The 22,212-nt window shown below is 41.7% G+C and carries 21 protein-coding genes; all 21 read right to left on the bottom strand.

What is annotated here, in order from left to right; genetic code table 11:
* Positions 1-95: 95 nt before the first annotated feature.
* Positions 96-1,787: a peptide ABC transporter substrate-binding protein gene (locus ACFO3P_RS03915; protein ID WP_256705216.1), complete on the bottom strand. Its 1,692-nt coding sequence runs from the start codon at positions 1,785-1,787 to the stop codon at positions 96-98.
* A gap of 15 nt (positions 1,788-1,802) precedes the next feature.
* Positions 1,803-2,807, bottom strand: a complete 1,005-nt coding sequence (locus ACFO3P_RS03910) for an ABC transporter ATP-binding protein (RefSeq protein ID WP_256705217.1) — start codon at positions 2,805-2,807, stop codon at positions 1,803-1,805.
* 9 nt (positions 2,808-2,816) lie between these two features.
* On the bottom strand, positions 2,817-3,773 hold the full coding sequence (locus ACFO3P_RS03905) for an ABC transporter permease (RefSeq protein ID WP_042529522.1): 957 nt from the start codon (positions 3,771-3,773) through the stop codon (positions 2,817-2,819).
* A complete protein-coding gene (locus tag ACFO3P_RS03900) occupies positions 3,770-4,708 on the bottom strand; it encodes an ABC transporter permease (RefSeq protein WP_042529520.1) in 939 nt (312 codons plus the stop codon). The genes ACFO3P_RS03905 and ACFO3P_RS03900 overlap by 4 nt, the downstream gene beginning before the upstream one ends.
* Positions 4,709-4,868: 160 nt before the next feature.
* A complete protein-coding gene (locus ACFO3P_RS03895; protein ID WP_042529518.1) occupies positions 4,869-5,693 on the bottom strand; it encodes a M55 family metallopeptidase in 825 nt (274 codons plus the stop codon).
* A gap of 738 nt (positions 5,694-6,431) precedes the next feature.
* Positions 6,432-7,763, bottom strand: coding sequence for a UDP-N-acetylglucosamine 1-carboxyvinyltransferase (gene murA, locus ACFO3P_RS03890; RefSeq protein ID WP_042529516.1), 1,332 nt, complete (start codon positions 7,761-7,763; stop codon positions 6,432-6,434).
* 36 nt (positions 7,764-7,799) lie between these two features.
* Positions 7,800-8,597, bottom strand: a complete 798-nt coding sequence (locus tag ACFO3P_RS03885; RefSeq protein WP_193064702.1) for a YwmB family TATA-box binding protein — start codon at positions 8,595-8,597, stop codon at positions 7,800-7,802.
* 48 nt (positions 8,598-8,645) lie between these two features.
* Positions 8,646-8,897: a DUF1146 family protein gene (locus tag ACFO3P_RS03880; protein ID WP_042529514.1), complete on the bottom strand. Its 252-nt coding sequence runs from the start codon at positions 8,895-8,897 to the stop codon at positions 8,646-8,648.
* A gap of 465 nt (positions 8,898-9,362) precedes the next feature.
* Positions 9,363-9,761 carry a F0F1 ATP synthase subunit epsilon gene (locus tag ACFO3P_RS03875; protein WP_042529512.1) on the bottom strand — a complete coding sequence of 133 codons (399 nt, stop codon included), beginning with the start codon at positions 9,759-9,761 and terminating at the stop codon, positions 9,363-9,365.
* An 82-nt stretch (positions 9,762-9,843) separates the two neighbouring features.
* Entirely contained in the window at positions 9,844-11,241 is a 1,398-nt protein-coding gene (gene atpD, locus ACFO3P_RS03870) for a F0F1 ATP synthase subunit beta (RefSeq protein ID WP_042529510.1), read from the bottom strand.
* Between the two features lie 33 nt (positions 11,242-11,274).
* Positions 11,275-12,135 (bottom strand): ATP synthase F1 subunit gamma, encoded by an 861-nt coding sequence (atpG, locus tag ACFO3P_RS03865; RefSeq protein ID WP_042535684.1) that lies wholly within the window; start codon positions 12,133-12,135, stop codon positions 11,275-11,277.
* A gap of 80 nt (positions 12,136-12,215) precedes the next feature.
* Positions 12,216-13,727, bottom strand: coding sequence for a F0F1 ATP synthase subunit alpha (atpA, locus tag ACFO3P_RS03860; RefSeq protein ID WP_042529508.1), 1,512 nt, complete (start codon positions 13,725-13,727; stop codon positions 12,216-12,218).
* A gap of 18 nt (positions 13,728-13,745) precedes the next feature.
* Positions 13,746-14,291 carry a F0F1 ATP synthase subunit delta gene (locus tag ACFO3P_RS03855; protein ID WP_042529506.1) on the bottom strand — a complete coding sequence of 182 codons (546 nt, stop codon included), beginning with the start codon at positions 14,289-14,291 and terminating at the stop codon, positions 13,746-13,748.
* On the bottom strand, positions 14,288-14,815 hold the full coding sequence (locus ACFO3P_RS03850; protein WP_042529504.1) for a F0F1 ATP synthase subunit B: 528 nt from the start codon (positions 14,813-14,815) through the stop codon (positions 14,288-14,290). Before ACFO3P_RS03850 ends, ACFO3P_RS03855 begins: the two co-directional genes overlap by 4 nt.
* 189 nt (positions 14,816-15,004) lie before the next feature.
* Entirely contained in the window at positions 15,005-15,217 is a 213-nt protein-coding gene (gene atpE / locus ACFO3P_RS03845; protein WP_040978261.1) for a F0F1 ATP synthase subunit C, read from the bottom strand.
* Positions 15,218-15,263: 46 nt separating this feature from the next.
* A complete protein-coding gene (gene atpB / locus ACFO3P_RS03840; protein ID WP_042529502.1) occupies positions 15,264-15,986 on the bottom strand; it encodes a F0F1 ATP synthase subunit A in 723 nt (240 codons plus the stop codon).
* A gap of 46 nt (positions 15,987-16,032) precedes the next feature.
* Positions 16,033-16,431 carry an ATP synthase subunit I gene (locus ACFO3P_RS03835; RefSeq protein WP_042529500.1) on the bottom strand — a complete coding sequence of 133 codons (399 nt, stop codon included), beginning with the start codon at positions 16,429-16,431 and terminating at the stop codon, positions 16,033-16,035.
* 906 nt (positions 16,432-17,337) lie between these two features.
* A complete protein-coding gene (locus ACFO3P_RS03830) occupies positions 17,338-19,557 on the bottom strand; it encodes a S8 family serine peptidase (protein WP_289585506.1) in 2,220 nt (739 codons plus the stop codon).
* 170 nt (positions 19,558-19,727) lie between these two features.
* The gene (gene upp, locus ACFO3P_RS03825) at positions 19,728-20,357 is read right to left on the bottom strand and encodes a uracil phosphoribosyltransferase (RefSeq protein WP_042529494.1); all 630 of its coding nucleotides are present in this window, start codon (positions 20,355-20,357) and stop codon (positions 19,728-19,730) included.
* 17 nt (positions 20,358-20,374) lie between these two features.
* On the bottom strand, positions 20,375-20,671 hold the full coding sequence (locus ACFO3P_RS03820) for a hypothetical protein (protein WP_193064703.1): 297 nt from the start codon (positions 20,669-20,671) through the stop codon (positions 20,375-20,377).
* Positions 20,672-20,908: 237 nt separating this feature from the next.
* The gene (locus ACFO3P_RS03815; protein WP_193064737.1) at positions 20,909-22,144 is read right to left on the bottom strand and encodes a serine hydroxymethyltransferase; all 1,236 of its coding nucleotides are present in this window, start codon (positions 22,142-22,144) and stop codon (positions 20,909-20,911) included.
* Between the last annotated feature and the right edge of the window lie 68 nt (positions 22,145-22,212).

Genomic DNA, 22,212 nt, shown 5'->3' with positions numbered 1-22,212 from the left:
TCACCTAAGGGCTTAGTGACAACCAAGTTTTCTAAAAACAGAGACAGGCTCATATATGAATGAGCCTATCCTGTTTACCGCAGTTCCCCTGTACCTTACTCCGTCTTATCTGCGTATTTCAAATCAAAGTATCCTACCGGGTGGCGAAGGATTCCCTCCACGCCATCTGCTTCCAGAACAACCACGTTATAGTAGCGGATTGGCATGGCAATCATTTCTTCAGCCAGCATTCTTTCTGCTTCGTATAGATATTCATAGCGCTGCTCTTCATCTGTTTCGCTTTTACCTTTTTGAATCAGCTCGTCATATTCTTCACTTTCAAACCCGGTACGGTTCATATAAGAATCTGAGACAAAGCTTTCTAAGAAGTTGACTGGATCAGCATAATCATTGATAAATGAGCTTCTTGAGAATTGCAGTTCCAGATTTTGCTGCGCTTCTGCAAACACATTCCATTCCTGGTTCTCCAGTGTGACCTCCACGCCTAAGTTTTCACTCAACATATTTTGCATGGCTTCTGCAATCGCTTGAATAGTGTCGCTGGTATTAAAGGATAGTACAATCGGCGGCAGCTCATCATAGCCTTCTTCCTTCATTCCTTCTGCGAGCAGCTCTTGGGCACGTTCCGGATCAAATGCTACTAAATCGCCGTTTTCTTCACGGAAATCGTTTCCGTCCGGTGCGGTAAAGCCAGGTGATACAAAACCGTATGCAGGCTCTACCCCTTGTTTAACGACGTATTCCGCAATATCATCGCGGTTAATAGCGTATGAAAACGCCTGTCTGATTTTCTTATTTTGGAACGGTTCTTCTGTCAGGTTAAAACGAAAGAATTCCAGTCCGCCATATTCCCCGATAAATACATTATCTCCATCTATCAATTCATCAGATAGCTCTGGAGGCACGCTCGCTGTATCCAGCTCGCCTGTCTGGAACATTTGGTATTGTGTATTTGAATCGTTAACCATGGAAAAATGAACATAATCCAGGTTAACAGCATCTGCATCCCAATATTCTGGATTCTTTGCAAAAATCATTTCACTATCATGATCCCATGAATCTAACATGTATGGACCATTTGCTACAAACGTATCTGCTTCAGCATGCCAGTCTGGCGTTTCTTCAGCAACCTGATGGTTGATTGGGAAAAATGCCGGGTTGGTAAGCAAATCCAGGAAGAATCCAGTCGGCTGAATTAAAACAACTTCCAATGTCTTATCATCAATGGCTGTGACATTGACATCATCGGCCGAACCTTCCCCGCTGTTGTATTCTTCTCCGCCTTCAATGTAGTAAGCTAAAAATGCGGCAGCAGAAGCTGTATCAGGGTCCAGCATATGCTTCCAGGCAAAGACAAAATCTTCTGCAACCACAGGGTCTCCATTAGACCAATTGGCATCCTCCCGCAAATGGAATGTATACGTCAATCCATCCTCAGAAATATCCCAGCTCTCTGCCACCCCTTCTGCTGCTTCTGAATTCTCATCCAGACGTGTCAACCCTTCCATCAGATTATTCAAAGGATCCCAAGATACCTGATCAAAGCCAATGGATGGATCGAGGGAGGTCGGCTCTTGACCGTTGTTGATATATAATGTCTTTCCATCCAGATCCGGCGTTTCTTCTGCAGCGGCATCCTCTCCGCCCTCCTCGCCATCCGCTTCTTCTGCTGTATCCGTGTCCGCATCATCCGGCTCCTCTCCTGCATCCTCGCCCGCTGTACATGCAGCGAGAACAAATGCTGTAAAAAGTACCAGGAGTACCCATAAAAGCTTCTTTCTACTCATTGTTTTGCCCCCTTTTTAAGTTTGTAAGACATTTGCAGCTAACAGCCGCTTGGCCCGCTCATCTTGCAGCCAGCAATCCACATAATGTGTATCGCTGATTTTTTCTGGAGCGGGGTAAACTTTATCACACACCTCCATCGCAAATGGACATCGCGCTGTAAAAGGACATCCCTTTGGAGGTGAGAATAAATCAGGTGGTGTACCAGCAATCGGCTTTAATTCTTCCTTGGCATCTAATCTGGGAACAGAATGGAGCAGCCCTTGTGTGTATGGATGCTTCGATTCGTAGAATATTTCCCGTTTGCTGCCGGATTCAATAATTTTCCCGGCATACATCACAACAATGCGGTCTGCTATCTTTGCGACCACGCCCAGGTCATGCGTAATCAAAATAATCGATACCCCAGTCCGCTCCTGGATGGTTGCAAACAATTCCAAAATCTGTGCTTGAATGGTCACATCCAGTGCAGTCGTCGGCTCATCCGCTATCAGCAAATCCGGATCACAGATTAGAGCAATTGCAATCACAATCCGCTGACGCATTCCCCCGCTAAACTGATGCGGATATTGTTTTAAACGTTCCTCCGGGTTAGGAATTCCGACCAGGTTCATCATTTCAACCGCTTTTGCCTTCGCTTGTGTCCCCGATATTTTCTTATGTTCCTTTAACCCCTCCATCAGCTGTGTGCCAATGGTTAAGGTTGGATTAAGTGCTGTCATTGGATCTTGAAAAATCATTGAAATATCTACTCCGCGGATGGACCGCATTTTCTTCTCCGAATATGCTGCCAGATCCTGCCCTTTAAAAATAACGGAGCCTTTCGTGATTTTCCCCGGCGGATCCGGAATCAGCCGCATAATGGCATTGGAGGTAACACTTTTTCCACAGCCGGATTCCCCGACGATTGCTAAGGTTTCTCCTTTATCCAAGTGAAAACTGACGCCCCGGACAGCTTGGACTGTCCCTCCATACGTAGTAAAGGTCACATGCAAGTCGTTTACCTCGAGTATTCTTTCCAAGTTGCCCACCTACTTTCTTAATTTCGGATCAAGTGCATCCTGCAGACCGTCCCCCAAGACATTGAAGGCAAACATCGTAAAAGAGATAAAAAATGCCGGGAAGAACAAAGTCCACCAGTTTCCGGATAAAATCGCTCCTAATGAATCGTTTGCCATCACTCCCCAGCTGGCAAACGGGGCTTGAATCCCAAGACCGATAAAGCTTAAGAATGCTTCGGCAAATATTGCAGACGGCACGGTTAAGGTCATTTGAACAATAATGGGTCCCATCGTATTCGGAAGGAGGTTCTTCCGGATGATCCGCGATGTTTTCGTACCAAATGATTTCGAAGCGAGGACAAATTCATAGTTTTTAATTTGCAGCACCTGTCCCCGCACAATTCGGGCCATCCCTACCCAGCCGGTAATGGTCAATGCCAAAATAATCGTTCCAAGACTCGGCCCGAGTACAACTAAAAGTAAAATAACAACTAATAGATAAGGCAAGCCATATAACACTTCAATCATACGCATCATCACATTATCCGTACGGCCGCCCTTGTAACCGGAGATTCCTCCCCAGATAATCCCGATGGTGACGTCAATCAAGGCAGCTACCAGACCGACAAATAAGGAAATACGGGCGCCGTACCACGTCCGTGTAAACACATCTCTCCCTGCATTATCCGTGCCAAACCAATGCTCCATCGAAGGCGGCTGATACTGATTCGGAAGGTCTTGTCTGTTTACTTCATAAGGAGAAATAACCGGACCGAAAATAGCCATAATCGTCAGTAAGACGAGAAAGATCAGCCCAAGCATGGCCATCTTATTTTTCACCAGACGCCGCCAGGCATCCTGCCAATACGATAAGGATGGACGGGACACTTCCTCCATTTTTTCTTTATCCTTTTCTTTCCACGAAAACCATTCATCAGGGATAGCGGCCGGTGTCTCAAAATGCTCCATTTCTTTCTCTGGTTTCATCTTGATCTGCCCCCTTTCTGATGCATCTTGATTCGTGGATCAAGTATTCCATAGACAATGTCCACCAGGAAAAGCATAATAATCAAGAAAGCGCTGTAAAAAACAGTGGTCCCCATAATTACCGGGTAATCACGCTGGTTAATGCTTTCCACAAAATATCTTCCCATTCCCGGTATCGCAAAAATCTGTTCAATCACAAAGGTTCCTGTCAAGATCCCTGCAAAGAGGGTTCCCATAATCGTCACAACTGGCATTAACGCGTTCCGGAGCGCATGCTTGAAAATGACCTTCCAAGGCGACAGTCCTTTTGCCTTTGCCATTTTAATATAATCCTGTGTCAGCACCTCCAGCATTGTAGAGCGTGTCAAACGGGCAATAATTGCCATTGGGCCTGTCGCAAGCGCAAGGATAGGAAGCACCATGTGAGCGGGGCTTCTCCAGGTGGCTGCTGGAAATATTTCCAAATTTACCGCCAGCTGCTGAATAAGAATCGTAGCTAAAATAAAGTTTGGTATCGAGATGCCTAAAACAGCAATCCCCATAGTTAGATAATCAAGAAAGCCGTTATGCCGCAGCGCTGCAATTATTCCAATCAATACGCCGGAAACGACTGCCAGGGCAATCGTGATGATTCCCAGTTCAAAGGAAATGGGAAAACCCCGTGATAAAAGGTCATTTACTGTCTGATTAGGCTGCTTGATAGAAGGTCCGAATTCAAAGGTGACAATGGATTTAATGTAAAGCAAATATTGTATGTAGTAAGGCTGATCTAAATTATAATGCGCCTCCAGGTTAGCCTGTACCGTTGCATTTGATGACTGATCTGTGTTAAAAGGAGATCCTGGTATATTTACCATTAATACAAAAGTAAGGGTAATGATCACCCATAGTGTAACAATCATAATAAGTAAGCGCTTAAAAATGTATTTCAGCATACCTTTCACCTCACTATCATATCTTTTTATAAAAAAACATTCCGTATATAAAGAAAAGAAAAACGAACCTGTTAATTAAAAAGAATAAATCAGCTTGTTACTAATGATAAATATGTTTGTTTCTTGTATTCATTACACTTTAAGAGGTGGTTTAGAAGCTTTAGGAAAATGTTGTCTGCATGGCCAGTTCCGTCATAACCAGCATCGCTTGATAGGCTTCCTTCATATCTTTTGCCTGGAAGCGCACTTTGGTTGTGCCGGGAATCCATAGCGTGCCGGGCATTAAATTGGCCCATTCTGCCTGTCCGCTGTTATTAAATTCGATCGTCAGCTCTGGATTTTCTGGAGGAATCAATGGGGATACAAGCTTGCGGTTATCCAGAGCGAGCTTTACTTTTTCTTTAAGCAACAGACCTGCTTTTTTAGGTGTTAAACTTTTTACGGAGGATCTCGAGATTGTTTCCTTTACAACAGCAGTGGTGACATGCGGGATTAATTTCTCTGCTTCTGCCGCTGCCTGGTCATCTCCTGCTACAAATAAAACAGGTACACCAAAGTATCCGGCAAGATATGCATTCATTCCCATCTCCCCGATACAATGATCATTCAGATAAAAGTTACGGATAGCGTGTATCATTGAGTGTGACATCACCCCGCGCTGCCCTGCTCTTGCATGATAACCTACAAAGAAAACACCGCTATAGCTGTCATTTAATCCTTGCATCATTGAAAAGGGCTTGACCTCTCCCGTTATTAATAAGGCATCCGGATGAATCTCATCAATAAGTAAATTGTTCATCTTGGAATGGCTGTCGTTCACTAATACTTCTTCTGCTCCTTCATCAAAGGCAGCTTGAATCACGTAATTTGCTTCATCCGTCATTATTTTGCGGGCTCTTTCATAATTATGTTTCCGCCAATCCACAAAGCTGGCGTCGGGAAGTCCTGTTATTCCTTCCATATCCACAGAGATATACATTTTCATTTTCATCACCCAATCGAAATATTAGTAATTTTCTCAAATATAGCATGTTTCATGAAAAGTGAGAAGAGAAATATTGTAAAAAAAATGAATTATCACTCATTTCATTTTCTAACATTTTATTTCGAAAAACGAATAGACTGCTGATTTAACGTAACTTGTTACTAACCATATCTATTTAATAAGATTTGAAAAAATAATTCTTTGTACCTATATGTTTTAAAATGAAGGTTTTTACCTTCTAGCTACCGCTACAGAAAAACACTACGCCTTCCGTGGGCTTGAGCTCAGCCTCCTCTAAAGAAGACTTAGTGATTGGCAAGCCGACAGGCGCAGACAGAGCTAAAGTCGAACTTATGCCCCGAGGGTAGAAAAAAAAGAAGTTCGCTTTTTTTCTGCGGGGTCTTCCCTCCGCGCTTTCCCACAACGGACAGGACGTCCTAGTGCCGGTCGTTGGCACAGGACGTGACCGTTCTTAGTCGACCAGGAGTCTCCGTGTTTTTCTTCCGCTAAATAGTTTTTTACTACTTTTCTGTAGCAAATGTACTGTAACAAATATAATATTCAATAAAATTAATTAACCTGATAACATTGAGACCTGCGATTACTCGGTCTATTAAAACCGTTGCTGCGATTAGTCGTCCTATCAAAAACTGTCGCTTGTTATAGGGGTTAATTACAGAAAAATAAAAAAGACGCATCTCCATGAGATACATCTTTTTTGAAAGGATTGCGATAGTATTATTCCGTTACAAATTCACTTAATTCGACATTTTCTTCTACGCCTAATGGCTGTAATACGACACCATTTTCATCAACGCGTCTAATGTCTGCGCCAAGATTCGCTAATTTTCCTACGATATCAACATATCCGCGATCTAAGTGCTTCAGCTCTGTAACCCGTGTATAACCGTCACTTACAAGTCCTGCTAAAATCAGTGCTGCTGCTGCGCGTAAATCTGTCGCTGCCACTTCTGCACCCTGTAATTTAGAAAGACCTTCGATAATCACACTGCGGCCTTCAATTTTAATATTCGCATTCATACGGCGAAATTCTTCTACATGCATAAAACGGTTCTCAAATACGGTTTCAGTGATAACACTGGTTCCCTTCGCACATAACATCAATGCCATCATTTGTGATTGCATATCTGTCGGGAAACCTGGATGCGGCAATGTTTTTATATCTGTAGATTGCGTCGCATCAGAACCAATAACCCGTAATCCGCCGTCTTCATCAATCACTTGCACGTTCATCTCTTCCAATTTCGAAACCACTGAACTCAAATGTTCACGCACAGCATTTTCAATTAATATATTTCCTTTTGTAATTGCTGCTGCAACCATAAATGTTCCTGCTTCAATACGATCTGGAATCATGATATGCTCTGTTCCGTAAAGCTTTTCCACACCGTGGATACGGATGGTTTCAGTACCAGCTCCAACGATTCTTGCGCCCATTTTATTTAAGTAGTTAGCTAAGTCAACGATTTCAGGTTCTTTCGCTGCGTTTTCAATCACTGTTTTTCCATCTGCTAATGCAGCGGCCATCATGATATTTTCTGTAGCACCAACACTTGGCATATCTAAATAAATTTTCGCGCCATGCAGGCGGCCATTTGATTTAGCTTCTACAAAACCATTACCAACGTGAATCTCTGCTCCCATAGCTTCAAAACCTTTTAAATGTAAGTCAATTGGACGTGATCCAATTGCACATCCTCCAGGCATAGCTACCTTTGCGTGTCCATAGCGGGCTAATAATGGTCCCAGCACAAGCACGGATGCTCGCATTTTTCTTACATATTCAAACGGGGCTTCTGTCTCCAGCTTAGCAGAAGCATCAATCATTACTGTTTTTTCTGTTGAATCAAATTCCACATTGGCATTTAAGTTGCGAAGCACTTCATTAATTGTGTATACGTCTGCTAATACTGGTACTTCTTTAATAATACTTTTTCCTTCACTAGCTATTAAGCTAGCAGCAAGTACAGGCAGGACTGCGTTTTTAGCACCTTCAACACGCACAGTGCCTTCTAACTTTCGTCCGCCACCAACGATGATTTTTTCCATGTCATAAATCCCCTTCAGAATCTAATTTCCCTATTATTAATATTCATTGATTAGGATAGGTGTTCCTATCATAAAACTCTTTTCCCCTTGACGATCTGCAACAGTGGTAATTTGCACATTTTTTGGGTCATTCTCCATGAAATAAAACTGCTCCCATGTTTTTGTATACCCGTATGTACTTTTTTCAATCCTAGAATTTTCTATATTGTCATTTTTAGTCGAAATATGCTCTATATTAAAATATGTCGCTGCTTCATTTAAAATTACATCGTGATTCATTATATCACTATCTTGTATAGATAGACAAGTATATAGTTGTGTCTCTTTTGTTAAATAATTCTTTTGTACAGCTCTTTTCTCTTTTTGATACTTTTGGCTTATTTGGTTATTCCAATCAGTCCCATGCATAACAACAATTACCTCTGCCGGCTCTTCCTTATCCACAGGAAGAATCACATTATATATTACGTAAAAGGGGTCCTCTTTGTGACGACTCTCAAAAGTATACTTTATCCGGTTTTCATCCTTATCCTCCTGTAGCGTATACGTTGCTTCCAGCTGCTGAACAAGATGTTGTGCCTCTTCTGCTGCCATCTGTTCCTTCATCGTTACCTCCCAAAAGTCGATATTCCAATTGTTCGACATCGCAAATGCACCTAAGTCCTGCATTTCATCCTCCTGATAAGGCTGGCTGAAGGCCTGGTTAACAAAAAAGCAAATAAGCAGCAAAAAACAAATAGCCTGTTTGTTTCGCTGACCTCGATTTTGGAATGCCTGAAGGGGGCTTGCTTGGGTAAAAGGGAAATTAGAATGAAAAAGAATTTTATGAAACATAAAAAAACCTCCTATCAAATCTATTAATCTCAGTTTTGACAGAAGTTTTTATATCAATACATGTATGGAAGAAAAAAGATATATTAAATCGCCAGACCATTGCAATATATCAAGAAAGAACCTGCTTACACCTGTTCCAATCATAATCGTAATAAACAGAAGAAACACTCTTGCTTCTGCTGATCTTCCTTTTTTAAATATCGTTTCAATCCGGATGGCAGTAACTACTTTCCAAGTCAGATAAATAAACATGATATGGGAGAAGATACTGAGCAAAGCTAATTGTCCTGCTGAAAACATAACAAACTCCTTTCTTTATATGCTGAAATATTATTTTTTAAATGATCGTCGGATTTATATTTGCCGCTATAATGGTTATGGCGGTGGTCAGTAATCGCACCCCACTAAAAACGTTCGCTGATTACTCTTTTCAATCATCATCTCGGCATTATTATAAGAAAACAAAATTCTAATTTCTTACTTTCATATATATATACCATTCCACTTTTATTTTTTGTCTTATATTGTGGAATAATATTTTCAATGCATCATTTCCCGGGAAATTATAACATATTTCGTTTTATTTCCTTAGTAAGAAGTACTTTTGATATCGATAACAGCCAATATGAATTATTTATTATTCAACTGTTTGCTCCCTTCTTAAAACAATTTTATTCAGAGGGAGTCCTGCAGTCAGTTACACTGCGATAAAATAAACTCCCTATCCATCATTTAGGCAGGGAGTTTATTTATTTAAAACTTATATTATGAATTTGCGATTTCCAGACGATTAATTGCCCGTTTTAATGCAAGTTCAGCACGATATCTATCTACTGTATCGCTTTTATCCTGAAGACGTTTCTCTGCACGTTCTTTTGCTTGCTTTGCACGCAAAACGTCGATATGATCAGCAGTTTCCGCAGACTGTGCCAGGATAGTTACTTTATCAGGCTGTACTTCCATAAAGCCTCCGCTGATTGTTACCTGCTTCGTATCGCCTGATTTCTTCAAGCGGACAATACTAATCTGCAGTGGCGAGACAAGCGGAATATGCTTTGGCAGAATTCCAATTTCACCAGTTTCCGCTTTACAGACAACCATATCAAAGCTATCTTCCAGAATCGGACCTTCAGGAGTGACGACACTTACTTCTAATGTACTCAATGTTTACCCCTCCTACAGCTGGCCTCGAAGCCATAAAGATGATACATTGGTCTTTCATTTATGAATCATCCTCTGCTGTCTATTATTCCGAAGCTTTTGCTTTTTCAACTACTTCTTCGATACGTCCAACAAGACGGAAGGCATCTTCTGGAAGGTCATCGTACTTTCCTTCAAGAATTTCTTTGAAGCCTTGAACCGTTTCTTTTACCGGAACGTACGAGCCAGGCTGCCCAGTGAACTGCTCAGCAACGTGGAAGTTTTGCGATAAGAAGAATTGAATACGGCGTGCGCGGGAAACTACCAGCTTGTCCTCATCACTTAACTCGTCCATACCAAGAATTGCAATAATATCCTGCAATTCACGGTATTTTTGAAGTGTTTGCTGTACTTCTACCGCAACACGATAATGCTCCTCGCCAACCACTTCCGGGTCAAGTGCACGAGAAGTTGATGCTAATGGATCCACGGCAGGATAGATACCTTGCTCAGAAAGCTTACGATCTAAGTTTGTCGTTGCGTCCAAGTGAGCGAAAGTAGTTGCCGGCGCTGGATCAGTATAGTCATCGGCCGGTACATAAATTGCTTGAATTGATGTTACAGAACCTTTATCCGTTGAAGTGATACGCTCCTGTAATCGTCCCATTTCTGTAGCAAGTGTCGGCTGGTAACCTACGGCTGAAGGCATACGTCCAAGAAGTGCGGATACCTCCATACCTGCTTGGGTAAAACGGAAGATATTATCAATAAACAATAATACGTCCTGACCTTGTTCATCACGGAAATATTCTGCCATCGTAAGACCTGTCAATGCCACACGCATACGGGCACCAGGCGGCTCGTTCATCTGACCAAATACCATCGCTGTTTTTGCAATAACTCCAGAGTCGCTCATTTCATAGTAAAGGTCATTTCCTTCACGGGTACGTTCTCCAACACCCGCAAATACAGAAATACCGCCATGCTCTTGAGCAATGTTATTGATTAATTCTTGAATTAATACGGTTTTACCTACACCGGCTCCGCCAAACAGACCGATCTTACCACCCTTGATATATGGGGCAAGCAAGTCTACAACTTTAATACCTGTTTCCAAGATCTCTGTTTCTGTAGAAAGATTCTCAAAATCCGGTGCTTCCCGGTGAATTGGATCTAAGCGGGTGCCTGCTGGAAGCGGCTCATCTAAATCAATTTTTTCACCTAAAATATTAAATACTCGTCCTAATGTAACATCTCCAACAGGGACAGAAATCGGTCGACCTAAATCTTCTACTTCTGCTCCGCGCTGGAAACCATCTGTTGAGGACATTGCAATTGTACGAACACTATGATCACCAAGGTGAAGGGCTACTTCAAGCGTTAAATCTTCACCTGACTGTTTACTGCGTACTACTAATGCATTGTTTATAGCTGGGAGCTGACCATCTTCAAAACGTACGTCAACGACCGGTCCCATCAGCTGTGTTACGCGTCCTTTCGTCATCTGTTCCCCTCCTAACTTAACTTACCTGCGTGCCTATTCAAGCGCTGCTACACCACCGACGATTTCGGTAATCTCTTGGGTAATCGCTGCTTGACGTGCACGGTTATATGAAAGTTCTAAATCACCAATCAATTCATTTGCATTATCTGTTGCACTGCGCATTGCTGTCATACTTGCAGCATGCTCACTTGCTTTTCCGTCAAGTAATGCGCCAAAAATCAAGCTCTCTGCATATTGAGGTAAAAGTACTTCCAGAATCTCCTCCTGATTCGGATCAAATTCATAATCAGAGGCAGAAGCGCTTTGTTCTTCTATATTTTCAATCGGCAGAAGCTGTTTATTTGTGACTACTTGAGAAATCGCACTTACATAATGATTATAAATAATATGAAGTTCATCAATTTCCTCATCAGCATACATTTGCACAGCTTCAGAAGCAAGGTCTTTCACATCTGCAAATGAAGGATGGTCTGACATTCCTAATATACTCTGGGCAACTGGAAGTCCGCGTTTACGGCAAAAGTCATATCCTTTTCTCCCAATCACAATAAGGGTATATTCATCTTTTGAGGAATGATTCTGTTCAATTTTATTTATAAGGTTTTTTAAAATATGACTATTATACGCTCCAACTAAACCACGGTCAGAAGTGATGATCAGATAGCCTGTTTTCTTCACTTCCCGCTTCGTAAGCATCGGATGCTGTAAGTCTGTATTGGAATTTGCAATACTGCTAACTACTTCCTGCAGCTTCTCTGCGTATGGAACAAATCCGCGGGCATTTTGTTCTGCCTTAGACATTTTAGATGCCGATACAAGCTCCATTGCCCCTGTGATTTGTTTTGTTTTCTTCGTTGAGTCAATTCTTCCTTTTAAATCTCTCAGTGATGCCAAGCTTTTCACCACACTTTCCTATAAGGAATGCGGACCGAAGTTATTCGCTATTCAGTCCTTTTACTTTTATCGCAGACATCTTATTGATTAGATGGCAAGAATGTATTTTTGAAGCTTTCAATTGCTCCGCTGAATTCTTTATCATCTGGAAGAGCACCAGTTTCGCGAATTGTTGTGAAAATATCATTTTGGTTATGCTCGATCCAAATATTCATTTCTTCTTCAAAACGCTGAATATCTTCCACAGGAATATCATCTAAGAAACCTCTTGTTAAGGCATAGATAATCGCAACCTGTTTTTCAACGCCCATTGGTTTATGAAGACCCTGCTTCAATACTTCCACTGTACGTTGACCGCGGTTAAGTTTCGCTTGTGTTGCTTTGTCAAGATCAGAACCGAATTGCGAGAATGCTTCCAGCTCACGGAATGATGCCAGGTCAAGACGAAGCGTACCAGCAACTTTTTTCATCGCTTTGATTTGTGCGGATCCACCTACACGGGATACAGATAAACCAGGGTTAATCGCCGGACGTACCCCTGAGAAGAATAAGTCGGATTGTAAGAAAATCTGACCATCTGTAATCGAGATAACGTTGGTAGGGATATACGCAGAGATATCTCCTGCTTGTGTTTCAACAAAAGGTAGTGCTGTTAACGAACCGCCGCCTTTTGCGTCACTTAGTTTAGCTGCACGTTCTAATAAGCGTGAATGCAGATAGAATACATCCCCCGGGAATGCTTCACGGCCTGGCGGACGACGAAGTAACAGAGAAAGTTCACGGTAAGCAACTGCCTGTTTTGATAAATCATCATAAACAACAAGCACGTGTTTGCCGTTATACATGAACTCTTCCCCCATCGCTACACCAGCATATGGTGATAAGTATAATAATGGAGCCGGGTCAGATGCACCTGCAGATACAACGATTGTGTAATCTAATGCACCATGTTTACGGAATGTTTCTACTGTCGAACGGACAGTGGATTCTTTTTGACCGATGGCAACATAGATACAAATCATATCCTGATCTGCCTGGTTCAAAATTGTATCTACTGCTACCGTTGTTTTACCAGTCTGACGGTCACCGATGATCAACTCACGCTGTCCGCGTCCGATTGGTACAAGCGCGTCAATCGCTTTTATACCTGTTTGTAATGGCTCATCAACGGATTTACGATCCATTACACCTGGTGCCTGTGCTTCGATTGGACGCATTTTTGACGTTTCGATTGCGCCTTGTCCATCGATTGGCTGACCTAACGGGTTCACCACGCGGCCTAAAAGTTCCTCTCCAGCCGGTACTTGCATGATACGGCCTGTACGACGAACTTCGTCACCTTCTTTGATTTCCTCGTAAGGTCCAAGAATAACGATACCTACATTGCTTTCCTCTAAGTTCTGAGCCAGGCCCATTACTCCATTAGAGAATTCAAGCAGCTCTCCAGCCATTGCATTATCAAGTCCGTGTGCACGTGCAATCCCGTCCCCGATTTCAATAACTGTTCCTACATCAGTAACTTCTATGTCTGAATCAAAATTTTCAATTTGCTTTTTTATCAGCGTACTGATTTCTTCAGCATTAATGCTCATACCATTTCACCCCTATCATCATTTATTAGCAGATACAATACTACGGGAGATTCGATTTAGCTTCCCTTTTACCGTACCGTCATAAATCGTATTTCCAACTCTGATTTTGATTCCGCCTAAAATCGACGGATCGACGATATTGTTAAGTTGAACTGCACTTTTTCCTAATCGGACAGCAAAAGAGCGTGCTAAATGACTCTTTTCATCATCCGTTAAATTTCTTGTCGAATAAACTGTAGCATCTGCCATTCCTTTTGCATCATTTACTAAAGAAATGAATTCATCGATAATGGTTGGAATGATCGATATTCGATGGCGATCCACCAATAATTGAAGTGTATTCAATACAATCGGGTCCACCCCTTGAAAACCTTCAACTACCAGCTGTTTCTTTTTTGCATTATCAATCTTTGGATGCGTCAGGAATTTAGCTAATTTTTTATCATTCTTAAAAACAGGCTGCACGACTTTAAAGTCTGCTGTAAGCTGTTCTAATTTTTGCTGTTCTACTCCAAGTCTGAAAAGAGCATCTGCGTATCGTTTAGCAACTACTACATTACTCATCGCTCTTCTCCTACCTCTTTAATGTATTCGTTGATTAATTTCTCTTGATCCTGCTCCGTTAATTCTTTCTCAATCACTTTGCTGGCAATTAATACAGATAGAGACGCCACTTTATCCTGCAGCGCTTGGATAGCTCTTTCTTTCTCGTTTTGGATATCTGCCTGGGCAGCTTCTTTCAGACGCTCTGCTTCTTTCTTCGCAGCTGCAATAATCTGTTCTTCTTGCTTGCTGCCTGCTGCTTTTGCATCTTCAATCATTTTTTGAGCTTCCGCTCTCACTTGATTAAGCTGCTCAGCTGCTTCTTTAGAAGCTTTTTCTGCATCAGCTCTGCTTTTTTCAGCTTCTTCGATTTCATTCGCTACGTATTGCTCACGCTTTTCCATCATATTCATCAATGGACCCCAGGCGAACTTTTTCAATAATGCCAGAAGTACAAGGAAGAAAAATAGCTGAACGAGCATGTCTACCCATTGCAAGCCGCCGATTTGGGCTCCAACTATCAATAAATCAGTATATGAATGCACGAATTCCACTCCTTTCGCTAAGACCTTGTTCTAAAATAGAGCGCATACCGCTGCTGCTCAGCCGGGCTGCCTGCTCTATTTCATTTATTACATACGAAACGTCGTATACCTTTTAGAATGAACACTGTTGCATAAAGGAATGGCGAAGATTCTCCCTGAGATAAACTTCGCCATTATATTTCTGAAAAATTAGCCGCCAATTACCATAAATGCGATAACTGCTGCGATGATCGGAATCGCCTCAACAAGTGCTACCCCGATAAACATTGTTCCTTGAAGCGGTCCTCTTAGTTCTGGCTGACGAGCGATTCCCTCTACTGTTTTACTTACGATCATACCGTTACCAAGACCAGCACCTAATGCTGCCAGTCCAATTGCGATTGCTGCTGCTAAAGCTCCCATGAATAATTTCCTCCTTTTTATGTGTAAAAAAATATAATAGTTTTATTTAATGGTCCTCGCTCACTTTATGAGACATGTACACCATTGTTAACATAACAAATACATAAACTTGAATTGTACCGATAAAGAGTTTGAAGCCCATCCACGCAAGTGTCGGGATCGCTGCTCCGAAAAATCCGAATACAGATGATGTTGCCAGTCCAATAAGTAGACCTAATAAGATTTCACCTGCATAAATGTTACCGAATAAACGAAGACCTAATGTTAAAGTATTTGTGAATTCTTCAACAATTTTAAATGGCAACATAAGCGGCACGGGACTTACGAATGTTTTTAAGTATGCCTTGGTGCCCCGGATTTTTATACCATAGTAATGCGTTAATAAAATAACCATTACAGATAGTGTCAATGTCATCACTGGATCTGCAGTTGGAGATTTCCACCATAAGTCATGTCCAACCACGCCCACAGTTGCTACACCCACAAGGTTACTTACTAAGATATAAAAAATAAGCGTTAAACCAAGCGGAAGAAATAGTCTCCCTGTTTTCCAATCCATATTGTCTTTTATAATGCCTTTGACAAACTCTACTGCCCATTCCATAAAGTTCTGTATGCCTGTAGGCTTCATCTGCAGTTTTTTGCTTCCCCACACACAAAAAACAAACACAATGAGTGATACAATAACAGTCATTAAAAGATTGGCAAGGTTTAAATCCGCACCTGGTATCCCAAAGACATCATGTACTATCGGACTTTCGTGATCCAAAATTATCACCCCTTTACTAAAACTATTTGTAAGTAAAAATGGAATACTAGAGTGGTCTATCTTCTCCTCGTTTGTATACGATAATCTGATAGAAAATAAAATCCAGCGCCATAATCACATAAGAAGATACAATTCCAAAGATTACAGCATATAAATGGAAATACGCTTCAAATCGCATCGCGATGACAACAGCTAAAATGGCGGCTGTCATCCTGGAGAATGTACCTAAACCGCTTCTAGCCTTCCTGCCTGCTGCAATTGTTTCGCCAAGTTGATTGGACTTGTATTGCAGTAACCACAAGTTATAAAGACTAACACTACTACCTAAGATTAGACCGAGTAAAATTCGGGTATAGGGTAGGAATCCAGCGCAAAGAACTAAAATTGCTAACCAGTAAAGCATCCACTTCCGCTGACGGATAATCATATTATCAAAATTAGACATCAATGCTATTTCACTCCTAATGCCCGTCAACTTAGATACTTGTGTTAGGAAAATAGATTTGCATCCGTTTTCAATCAAGTTGGGGAACTTCTTGCTGGGTAATACTACTTGTAGTCTTAGATGCGGAGGTGTTACATACTATTTGCATCTATGTATAGAAGGCAGAGAAATGCATTTCGCATATTTTTCAGAAAGCATCGATTTTTAATGGGCTTTTACCGCTCTCTCCTTTTCTCCACACTAAGTAAGTTTACAATACGCCTGTAAGAGTTGTCAACGTGTACCAAGCAATATACTGGGTATTTTTAAAACCGTCATAAAACCCTTCAAATCAAGCGTATTCCTATAGTATAAGGGTTTGTGAAATGTTTTACAAGGTCTCTTCCACACAAATACTTCCAATCAATTTGACATTTTTGTGAACAAGCTTTTTTTTACTAGATAAAAAAGGTAGAAATCAGAGATTTTATCATCTTATTTTAGCTGAGATAAAATAATACATTTTATTATCATACATGGATGTTCAGAAAGACCAAGAACACCAATAGGTCTTTACAACCTCGGTGTTCTTGCCAAAGAGATGTCCGCTGCGACGTTTTTCGATGGGACGAGTAATTGCAGGTTAATGCGACCGCTGCGGAAAAACACTACGCTTTCCATGGGCTTGTGCTCAGCCTCCTCGAAAAAAAGAAGTACACTTTTTTTCTGCGGGGTCTTCACCCTACGCTTTCCCATAGGAGTCTCCGTGTTTTTCCTCCGCTAGATAGGTTTGAGTACTATCTGTATAATATTTAATAAAATTCATTAACCTGACAACATTGGTAATTGCAACCCACATCCCGCCGAAAAAAGCCTATCCGTACTTCTTGCGTGCTGTGTTTTACAGAAATCCTTGCCCGCAGCTTATTACTGAGGGACATTTTGAACATCTTCTATAAAAACCATCGTTTCCACCTGCTCAAACTCACCGTCTTCAAGCTCTGCTGTGATTAATGCCAGGTAATAACCAGGTGCTCCTGCTTCTTCTTTGCTGATAACTCCCTCATGACGCCCTTCCTCCAGTTTTGCTTCTTCCAGCAGTTTCCGTTCAAACAATAATGTCTCTGGGTGATATAAACTGACATCCAGGCTTTTAACAGGTTCTGTTACAAAGAATTGATACTTATAATCCGCATTTTCAAACGGTTCCAAGTAGAATTCAAAGCCTGCCGTTTTAGGCTGATCTGCCTCCTGATTGACAATGATGTACGGCAAAGCATAGCTTCTTTCATCTTCTTTCAGTGTCAGCCAGCCTTCATGCACTCCTTCTTCCAGACGCTCCCGGTTCATTGACAGCTCTATCGTTACTTCCTCTTGTTCTCCCGGTTCGATTGTAAAGGATTGCGGGATGCTCCATACTAGACCATCTTTTCGCTCCGGCGTTTCAAAATAATACGTTTGTTCTTTCTCTGTTTTATTTTCAATAGTAACTGTTTCTGTAAATGATTCCTGATACTGATTCAGCTTCCCAAACTCCAGCTGCGGGTCAGAAATAATGGCAGGGGTATCTACTGCCGCATCCAGCTGCATCAGTCCCATCCCTTGCGTAGTAGCATTAAGCCGGACTTCCTGTTCTTCAAAAGGCTGTGCTGTTGTTTTAAGTGCGCCAATCAGCTGTGTATTCGTCCAGTCTGGATGCGCCTCCTTTAAAACAGCAAAGGCTCCTGCCACATGCGGAGCGGCCATACTCGTCCCGTCCATTGCCTGATATCCTCCGGGAACCGTGCTCCATATGGCAGCTCCCGGTGCAGAAATATCCGGCTTGATTGCCCATTGGACAGTCACCGGCCCACGTGAACTAAAGGGTGCAATCGTCAATAACGATTCTTTTTGAATAGAATCTATAAAATAATTCCCTTGATTTATTTGCGTCTGCAGCCATTCTCCTTCTTCTTGCTGGATAGAAGCAACCGGAATTGTTACAGGCTGACGGTTATTCTCTACCGATGCCTGCAAAGGTCCAGGTTCTGAATTATAAATAATCAAGGCTTCTGCACCCAGACTTTCTGCTTGTAATGCCAATTCAAAAAAGGGAATCTCTTTTCGTTTCGCAACTGCTATTTTTCCTTGTAGAGATTCTCCCTGCTCCAGATTGTCCATATCCGCCAGCTCATAGGAGCGGTCCAGCTCCCATGGTTCAGCTCCGATTGCTTCGATTAAAGGAATTTCCTTTTCCTCAAACGTATCTGCAAGCACAGGCTCTTTTTGGGGTGTTGTGGATGCTCCCACAGATACAGACTTGTCTGCTGTTGCCGGCGATCCGACTGTCCATGCATCCGGTCCGCTGTTTCCATTTGCAATAACAACAATCATGCCAAGCTCGCTGGCACGGTTTACAGCCATACTCGTCGGGTAATCCGGAACATTGACATCATTGCCCAAGGACAGGTTGATAATATCCATCTCATCCTCGATTGCTTTTTCTATAGCAGCCAGCACTTGAACAGAGGAGCCTGAACCGCCTGGCCCAAGAGCACGATAGGAGTAAATCTCTGCGTCTGGAGCTACCCCATTTATCTCCCCATTGCCTGCAATGATTCCTGCTACATGGGTCCCGTGTGCAGTTGGCTGCCCTTCCTCCGGTGTGGTTTCCATTGGATCATCATCGAAATCAACCAGATCATAGCCGCCTTGATAATTCTTTTGTAAATCATTATGGTTATAGTCAATTCCTGTATCAATCACACCTACTTTAACACCGTCCCCTGTAAAAGGAGTTGTATTCAAATCTTGCGGTTCTGGTGCAGAGAAATCCATTTCTTCCGTTACATCGGCGCTATTTGTCTGTTGAGGCAGGGTTTCGTATGTCTGCACCTGGTGGAATGTCTTCACCTGCTCAATGGAGCCAAGCTCTGCCAGCTGCTCTCCTTTTCCTTCGACAGCAAGTCCGTCAAAAACAATATCGTATACCGCTACAACCTCCACAAATGGATGATAAGCTTCTATTTCTTCTTTTACTTCATGCGGGTCTCCCTCTACTTCTATAATCAGAGTCTGCTTAGGATTATCAGCATGATACACTGTTATGGTTTGCAGCTGCATCAAAAACAAGCAGATTACGAGAGAGTACAACACCTTTTTCCACATAACATCTCCACCTTTGTAGAGTAGTTTTCGTGGATAAAGGTCATTTTATACAATTTTTAACGGGGGTAAATTTATCACACGGTTCTTTTATGGTATTCTGTGTTATCCCCAGTCTTCTTTTTAACATGAAAAGCAGACTAGATATGATATCCAGTCTGCTCTTCATTCTCTTATTTTGTTCCGAATAGACGATCTCCTGCATCTCCAAGGCCAGGAACAATGTAACCATGGTCATCCAGACGTTCATCTAGTGCTGCTAAGTAAATATCTACATCCGGGTGTACTTCTTGTACTGCCTTCACGCCTTCTGGTGCCGCTACCAGACACATCAAGCGGATATTTTTCGCGCCGCGTTTTTTCAAAGCACCAATGGCATCAATTGCCGAACCGCCTGTTGCCAGCATCGGGTCAATCACAATCAGTTCACGTTCTTTAATATCATTGGGTAATTTAACATAGTATTCTACCGGTTTTAGTGTTTCTGGGTCACGATATAAACCAACATGTCCAACTTTTGCTGCCGGAATCAGTTTGCGTACGCCGTCAACCATGCCTAAGCCTGCACGAAGAATCGGCACCAGTCCAAGTTTTTTACCAGCTAATACTTTTGATTTTGATGTGGTAACTGGTGTTTCCACTTCTACATCAGATGTTGGTAAATCTCTTGTAATTTCAAATGCCATTAACATCGCTACTTCGTCTACAAGCTCGCGAAATTCTTTTGTTCCTGTATTTTTATCGCGAATATACGTTAATTTATGTTGAATTAACGGATGATCAAATACAAATACATTACTCACGTGACCACTCCTTAAATTTATATATCGTTCAAATTGTACTGAAAATCAGGTATGCTTTCAAGTGAATTTTCTTTGCTGAATGAATAATAGTTTATTGCAAAAATTATAATTTTGTTTTTTATTATCTCGCTGATTCCTGAAGAAATCAAGTTGGTTTTACTATAAATCAAATAATAGATATGCTTTGGAATAAAAAAGATTTCCTGGCTGTCGCTCCAGAAATACACTCCGCTTTCCGTGGGCTTGAGCTCAGCCTCCTCGAAAAAAAGAAGTTCGCTTTTTTTCTGCGGGGTCTTCCCTCCGCGCTTTCCCACAGGAGTCTCCGTGTATTTCTTCCGCTAGTTATAATATCTGACTAAAGATTATTCACGTCTATTATAAAAGAAAAGTATATAATTTAATAATTCACCTTATGCATCTTTTAAATTTAGAGAATATTTCTATACTAACCAACAGAAAAAAATAAATATAGAAATCCACAGAGCACCTAACTCTGTGGATTTCTATTGTCCTGCTTTAAACGTATAAAGTTTATCCACAGTGGGGATATCTTATTTATAAAGCGGGAACTTTTCTGTTAATGCTTGTACGCGTTCTTTTGCTTCGTTTAGTTTTTCTTCGTCTTCGTAATTTTTTAAGGTAAGTGAGATAATTGCTGCTATTTCGTTCATTTCTTCGATTCCGAATCCGCGTGTGGTTACTGCTGCTGTTCCAATACGTACGCCGCTTGTAACAAATGGGCTTTCGGTATCAAAAGGGATGGTATTTTTATTTGTAGTTACGCCCACGTCATCTAATGCTTTTTCTGCTACTTTTCCTGTCAGATTTAATGGCGTAACATCTAATAATAATAAATGATTGTCTGTTCCGCCTGAAACAATACGGATGCCTTCTTTTTGCAGTGCTTCTCCAAGTGCTTTTGCATTCTCAATGATATTTCCGGAATATGCTTTGAAATCATCGGATAATACTTCTTTGAACGAAACCGCTTTTGCTGCAATAATATGCATTAAAGGTCCGCCTTGGATTCCAGGGAAGATGGCTTTATCAATTTTCTTCGCATATTCTTCTTTACAAAGAATCATTCCGCCGCGTGGACCGCGTAATGTTTTATGCGTTGTGGTTGTCACAAAATCAGAATATGGAACCGGATTTTCATGGTGACCTGTCGCAACCAATCCGGCGATATGTGCCATATCCACCATTAGATAAGCACCGACAGCATCTGCAATCTCTCTGAACTTTTTAAAGTCGATGCTTCGGGAATACGCACTTGCACCAGCAACAATCAGTTTCGGTTTGACTTCTTTTGCTTTTTCCAGGACAGCATCATAATCCAGCTGCTCTGTCTCTTTATCCACACCATAGTCAACAAAGTTGTACAACCCGCCGCTGAAGTTGACCGGGCTTCCATGCGTTAAATGTCCGCCGTGATTTAAATTCATTCCTAATACGGTATCTCCTGGCTCCAGAAAAGTAAAATATACGGCCATATTCGCTTGGGAACCGGAATGAGGCTGTACATTGGCATGATCCGCGCCGAATATTTCCTTCGCACGTTCTCTGGCAAGGTCCTCTACAATATCAACATACTCACAGCCGCCATAATAGCGTTTATCCGGGTAACCTTCCGCATATTTATTCGTAAGTATGGACCCCATTGCATCCATAACCGCCTTGGATACAAAGTTTTCTGAAGCAATCAGCTCAATCTTATTTTGCTGACGCTCCTTCTCTTGCAACATCGCCTGAAAAACTTCATTATCTGCTTGTTTTACATATTCCATCATTACTGCACAGCCTCCTATATAGGGTAAAAATTTATTATTATTTGTTGTTCAAACGAAAAAGAATG

Source organism: Oceanobacillus aidingensis (genome assembly GCF_042654105.1).
Classification (GTDB): domain Bacteria; phylum Bacillota; class Bacilli; order Bacillales; family Amphibacillaceae; genus Oceanobacillus; species Oceanobacillus oncorhynchi.
The sequence above is the reverse complement of the archived record's forward strand: the minus strand, read 5'-3'. Positions and strand labels throughout refer to the sequence as shown.